The sequence below is a fragment of the Neobacillus drentensis genome (genome assembly GCF_036966985.1).
Classification (GTDB): domain Bacteria; phylum Bacillota; class Bacilli; order Bacillales; family Cytobacillaceae; genus Neobacillus; species Neobacillus drentensis_E.
Genome location: NZ_JBALSN010000278.1, coordinates 1 through 6,209, shown reverse-complemented (window position 1 = coordinate 6,209; position 6,209 = coordinate 1). Strand labels below are relative to the sequence as shown.

The 6,209-nt window shown below is 38.7% G+C and carries 5 protein-coding genes; 4 read left to right on the top strand and 1 reads right to left on the bottom strand.

All coding sequences use genetic code 11. From position 1 onward, the window contains the following. From V7659_RS18535 to V7659_RS18525, 3 genes are all read left to right on the top strand, one after another. The coding region (locus V7659_RS18535; RefSeq protein ID WP_335541281.1) for a sodium:solute symporter family transporter at positions 1–1,013 on the top strand (1,013 nt) is incomplete at its 5' end. Positions 1,014–1,214: 201 nt separating this feature from the next. Further along, the gene (locus tag V7659_RS18530; protein ID WP_335541279.1) at positions 1,215–2,909 is read left to right on the top strand and encodes a sigma-54 interaction domain-containing protein; all 1,695 of its coding nucleotides are present in this window, start codon (positions 1,215–1,217) and stop codon (positions 2,907–2,909) included. Positions 2,910–2,994: 85 nt separating this feature from the next. Continuing rightward, positions 2,995–3,801, top strand: coding sequence for a hypothetical protein (locus V7659_RS18525; RefSeq protein ID WP_335541278.1), 807 nt, complete (start codon positions 2,995–2,997; stop codon positions 3,799–3,801). 92 nt (positions 3,802–3,893) lie between these two features. On the opposite strand, the gene V7659_RS18520 is transcribed toward V7659_RS18525, so the two are convergent. Beyond that, positions 3,894–5,024 (bottom strand): NADH-dependent flavin oxidoreductase, encoded by a 1,131-nt coding sequence (locus V7659_RS18520; protein ID WP_335541276.1) that lies wholly within the window; start codon positions 5,022–5,024, stop codon positions 3,894–3,896. Between the two features lie 215 nt (positions 5,025–5,239). Between V7659_RS18520 and V7659_RS18515 the strand changes: the two genes are divergently transcribed. Continuing rightward, positions 5,240–5,950, top strand: a complete 711-nt coding sequence (locus V7659_RS18515) for a YwaF family protein (RefSeq protein ID WP_335541275.1) — start codon at positions 5,240–5,242, stop codon at positions 5,948–5,950. Positions 5,951–6,209 lie beyond the last annotated feature (259 nt).

Genomic DNA, 6,209 nt, shown 5'->3' with positions numbered 1-6,209 from the left:
AATCAACCTTTAATTTGCATTACCAGGCAGGACTTTGGATTATCGCTGCTGTCGTAATTGCTTATACTTTATTTGGCGGATTTTTGGCGGTGAGCTGGACCGATTTTGTACAAGGTTTAATTATGGTAACCGCTCTTATTTTAGTCCCAGTTGTGACCATCATGGAAGTAGGCGGAATTGGTCCAGCATTCCAGGAAATAAAGGGCATCGATCCGAAGTTATTCGATATATTTAAAGGTACTACCGTGTTAGGAATTGTTTCCTTGATGGCATGGGGCTTGGGTTACTTTGGCCAGCCGCATATCATTGTCCGCTTTATGGCGATTTCGTCCGTGAAAGAAATTAAGAAAGCAAGACAGATTGGTATGGGATGGATGATTTTTTCTGTCGGCGGTGCGATGTTTACTGGTTTTATCGGTTTGGCCTTTTATTCTAAACAAGGACTCACACTAGCAGATCCTGAAACCGTCTTTATTGAACTTAGTAGAATTTTATTTCATCCATTAATTACTGGATTTTTACTGGCCGCATTATTAGCAGCCGTCATGAGCACGATTTCTTCCCAGCTTCTTGTAACCGCAAGCTCGCTGACTGAAGATGTGTATAAGACGTTCTTCCGCCGTTCAGCTACAGATAAAGAACTCATGTTGATCAGCAGACTATCAGTGCTAGTCGTTTCGATCATTGCTGTTGTCATTGCCTTTGATAAAAATGGAACCATTTTATCTCTTGTCGGATACGCTTGGGCTGGATTTGGAGCCGCTTTTGGCCCTGTCATCCTGCTGAGTCTCTACTGGAAACGGATGAACAGATGGGGGGCTCTTGCCGGAATGATTGGCGGTGCCGTAACGGTTATCATTTGGGCGAGTATCCCAGTCTTAAAAAATAGTTTATACGAAATCATCCCAGGATTTATTGTAGGCTTGGCTGCCATCTGGATTGTCAGTTTGATGACTCCGGAACCAAGTGAGCAATTACAAAGAGAATTTGACCAATACAAACACTCGGCCTGACCCTTTTTGACCTAAAAGATGGGCATTGGTTTTAAAGTATATGATTATGAAAAAGCTGAGACCCGAATGAACAGGCGGGTTCAGCTTTTTTTATTCATGTTCATTAGCCCTAAGGTTATATCGCACTTAAAAGGGCTGGTTTGCTAGAATAGACGTTCAATTTATGTTACAGTGAAAAAAAAGGCATGAAAGGATTTTAGTATGTTCAAAAGTGCTCAATTGATACTGGATGACTCCTTTACAATTGTAAATCAACATATACCATTACTAGAAATAAAAAAGAAACTGAACGAGTACCATTTTGTTATTGTATCAGGTGGAACATACTTTATTATTTCGAATTATGAAAACAGCCTGATGGCCTTAGGCGACGACTCCATCCCCATTATTGAGTGGCTCGAACAGCTCCATTGGCTGAAATCAACCGTGATTTCCAATGACAATGTAGTTGATCCCGATGTTGATTGGCGCAGACCGGTTCTTGTTCAAAACGAAAAGGGAATTATTGGTGTTCTTCCAGTTGAAAAACGGATGGAAATGCTAGAAGAAGAAAATCGCCAAATTTCTGCTTATTTTCAGACCTTAGCAGAGACGATTAATGAATCGGTTACAGCGGTCGATCAAGCAGGACATGTCGTCTATTGGAATACAACGGCAGAAGAAACCTATAAGATTAAAAAAGAGTACATCCTCGGAAAAAAAATAGGGGAACACTTTCGTGATGAATCGATTATCCTCCACCGCATTTTAAATGAAGGACGACCAGTTAGAGGGCAATATCATCGACCTGATCGGGATACTCACGTTCTCATAAATGCTTCACCAATTATGATCGAAAATAAAATCATTGGCGGCGTCGCGACTGAACAAAATATCACGAATATTATCCGGCTTAACGAAGAATTGGATTCAAACTCATCCTTACTTGTTCAAAAGTCGAATCCCTTTTCAACTATGGTAAGCAGGAATTCTAAATTTCAGGAATCCTTGAAGATTGCGCAAAAGGTTGCTCATGCTGATATCCCCATCCATTTAACCGGTGAATCTGGATCTGGAAAGGAGATGCTGGCACAAGCGATTCATTATGGAGGCACTAAAGCCGAGGGTCCTTTTATCACCCTAAACTGTTCGGTCATCCCTCCTGCCTTGTTAGAAATTGAACTTTTCGGTTTTCAAAAGGAAACTTATACCGCGGAACCGCAAACCTTACAAATCGGACGGATTGAGCAAGCAGTAGAAGGGACATTATTCATAGAAGATATTGATAAGATGCCGCTTCCGATTCAAGGGAAACTATTAAATTATATGGTCGATCATAGTTTTTACCGTGTGGGTGGGGTAGAGAAAATTACCTCGCCAACACGAATTATTACTTCCACCTCAGAATCGATTGAGATTCTCGTGAAACAAGGAAATTTTAGCGAGCAGCTTTATTTTCATTTATCCGTCATTACCATCGATATCCCGCCATTAAGAAGCAGAAAAGAGGATATCATTGCAAATGCAAAGAATTTTATTCAAGAATTCAGTTCTAAATATAAAAAGCCTGTACCAGAGATCTCTTCTGAAACCATGAACCAGTTGGTGAACTATGACTGGCCAGGAAACATCCGTGAGCTTAGAAACACAATCGAACGCTTGGTTCTCCTTTCTGACCAATCCGTTATTACCGATGAACTTTTACCCGAAAATTTGAAAAGTAAGCTGATTGCGAAACAAAATACCAGCCAAAAAGGGGATATCGTTCAACCGGAAGATGTGATATTAAATCCTGAAGTCTTAGAGATTGAGGAAGCATTAAGAAAAACGTATGGAAATAAAAGTGCAGCGGCTAACCTGTTAGGGATTTCAAGAGGGACATTGTATAACAAAATAAAGGAATTTGGATTAAATTAAGCGGAAAATACACCAATATTGGTGTATTTTTTCTTAAATCTAAAGTTAAAGGTCATCAAGAAAAGCTTACTGGGAGGAGAATTATTTGACATTACTTTCAAAAAAACACAGTGATAAAGTAAGTTCGTATAAAAATCTTCGGTCTTTGTACGAGCAAAACATTACGGTGAACAGTATTTCAGAAACTATGGATACTTGTCATCTTAATGATGATGCTCTACATATTAAAAACCTGATGGATACTAAAGACTATGATGTTATGGGTGTAGAAGATCATGGAGTGGTCATCGGGTATGTTATAAGAAATGAATTAAAGGAAGGAATCTGTCAGGAGTATTATCGAAGTTTTAGTCCGACGGAACTCGTCTCGGAATCAACACCACTGATCGATACGTTATTTTTCTTAAAAGAGAAAGATAGAGTATTTATACTAGAAGGGAATAGCGTTACAAAAGTGGTAACGCTGGCGGATCTCCAGAAACCTCCGATTCGAATGTTATTATTTGGGTTGATTTCTTTGTTAGAGATGCACCTTTATCGGATTATTAATAATTTTTTCCCTGAGGATACCTGGAAAAAACATTTAAGTCACCATCGAATTCAAATAGCTGAGGAATTATTTTCTCTTAGAAAGTCACGGAATGAAGCCATTCAATTATGTGATTGTTTACAGATTTGCGATAAACGAGACATCGTCCTGAATGAGAGTCCATTACGGGAACTTTTGGGGATTGAATCAAAGAGCAAAGGGAAATCGTACTTTAAACAATTAGAAGGTTTACGAAACAACTTGGCGCATTCCCAGAACTTGACTACTCAAAACTCTTGGGAAGAATTGTTCTTAGTACTTGAACAGACGGAGAAATTATTAAAACAATGTGAAAAGATTTGAATGAACATTTCAACAGAAATGCTTTAGTTGTTCAATTAAGAAACTCCCAAATGGAAACACTAGGTTTCGATTTGGGAGTTCTTTGTCTTTTTTTAATCTTCAATTGGAAACCACCCAGGTCTGTTGACAATCTTTTGCCAAAGTGGATCTGGCAAAACAAGTCGAGATTGAGCGTCTTTCTTTAGTTTTGTTACAATTTCAGACTCTTTTCCTTGTCTAACCTTATCAACCCAATCTGGGTCAATAATAAGCTCTCGTCCGATTGCAATCATTGAAACGCCAGTTTGAATCGCTTTTAAAGCATCGTCTGCTGTGTAAATTGAGCCTACACCAATTACTGGAACACGTTCTCCAACTCTCTCCTGAATGATTTCAAGGCGAGAACGGGAATCCTCAACACCGCGTCTTGGAGTTGACCAGAACTCCTGTAAGGAAACATGAAGGTAATCAAGCCCTTTACTTGCCAAAACATCTACTAAGGCAAGTGTATCTGCCATTGTAATACCAGGTGTTTCTGGTTCCTCTGGAGAGAATCTATATCCAACGAGGAATGGTTGCTTCGCATGTTCAGCTACTACCTTTTTCAATTCATCTACAACTGCAATTGGAAATGATAATCGTTTTTCCAAACTGCCGCCGTACTGATCTTCACGTCGATTGGAATGTGGTGAAAAGAACTGCTGAATTAAATATCCATTGGCTCCATGTAATTCAACCCCATCAAATCCAGCTTGGATCGCTCTCCGGGTGGACTCGCCAAAATCACGAATTATCGATTGAATTTCTGTCTCAGTTAAAGCGCGAGGAACTGGATGAGATATTGTCCCTTGTTCTGCCGGAACAGCACTAGCACTAACAATATCTCCATTTGGAACTAACTCTGGCGGGCACATCCTGCCGCCATGGAAAATTTGCAGGACTGCTTTTGCACCATTTTCTTTAATGACTGAAGCAAGTCGGCGTAAACTTGGAATCAAGTCATCACGATCGCTTCCAAATTCACCATGAAATCCTTTTCCGTTAGCAGTGACATTTGCACAAGCTGTGACAACCATTCCGACTCCATTTGAACGACGGCGATAGTATGCTACTTCCTCATCTGAAACCGTACCGTCTGAATTTGCAGACCAATTGGTCATCGGTGCCATGACGACACGATTATCCAATTGAATTCCGCTCCGCAAGATAATTGGCTGGAAGAGGTGCGCATATTTGGGATTCATAGTTTCTAACCTCCGCATTTTAGTGAACGATTTTATCATACTTTTACGGTATGAAAATTGCATTAAATATGCTTGATAATAGTTGAATTTCTGTTTAATTTTTCCTTTAATTAAACTAATTGAAGCAGGTAAATAAAATCGGTCCGTTTATAACGTATTTGAATACAATTTAATAAAACAGCATTTCAATGTACAGTGAGAGGTGTGACGGCATCATGTTTTCTGCTACAGGAATGCAGAGATTTGAGATGTTTTCTACAGTCCACATTGTTACGTTAGGACTATTCTTTGCTGCATGTGGTGCGTTAGTGTATTTCAGAAATCAACAGAAGAAATACCAACAGTTCATTAAATGGACTCTGTTCATCCTTTTGCCAACATGTGAGTTTTCTTTGCAATTATGGTTAATACTCACCAAGCAATGGGATGTGAGTAACCTTCCTTTGCAACTTTGTTCCATAAGTTCGTTCTTGGCGATGTTTTTATTCTTGAAAAAGAATAGATACGTGTTTTATTTGTTGTATTTCTTTGGCACATTACCTCCCATTTTAGCAATGGTTACACCTGAAATGCCCTATACATTCCCTCATTTCCGCTATATCGAATATTTCCTTCACCATTCAGTCATTCCGTTAGCTGCGTTTTATTTTATCCTTTATGAAGGGTACAGAGTTCCGATGAAAGCTATTTTATTTAGTTTCCTAACCGTTAATATGATTGCCGTTCCTATCTTTTTTTTAAATCTACAGCTTGGCACGAACTTTTTTTACTTAGCGAGTCCGACCGATGCAAAAACGATCCTCACCTTTTTCGGCACTGGGATCATGTATTATGTTTATCTTGAGGTTGCTGCATTGATTGTTTTTTTCATTATGTATCTTCCAATGGGTATTTTAAAAAGGATTGAAAATAAAACGATTCGTTAAAACAAAATTAATCATATGGCAAAAAGGATGGAGGCATCGGTCTTCATCCTTTTAATTTCTTCTAATCTAAGACTATAGTTGTATTTAAAAATTTTGTTTAAGCAGTTATTATATGAAAATGTAATTCTGCAAAAAATATATCGTAAAAAGAGAGAAGGTATTTTAGAATGTCTTTTGGTTCATTTGTCATGGCTTTTTCAATGGCGGGGATAGACTATGACATGTTAAAGAGTTTAGGAATTTCTATCGGTATTTTGTT

Coding starts and splice junctions, on each gene's coding strand:
- V7659_RS18530 (WP_335541279.1), top strand. CDS start 1,215: ATGTTCAAAAGTGCTCAATTGATACTGGATGACTCCTTTACAATTGTA.
- V7659_RS18520 (WP_335541276.1), bottom strand. CDS start 5,024: ATGAATCCCAAATATGCGCACCTCTTCCAGCCAATTATCTTGCGGAGC.
- V7659_RS18515 (WP_335541275.1), top strand. CDS start 5,240: ATGTTTTCTGCTACAGGAATGCAGAGATTTGAGATGTTTTCTACAGTC.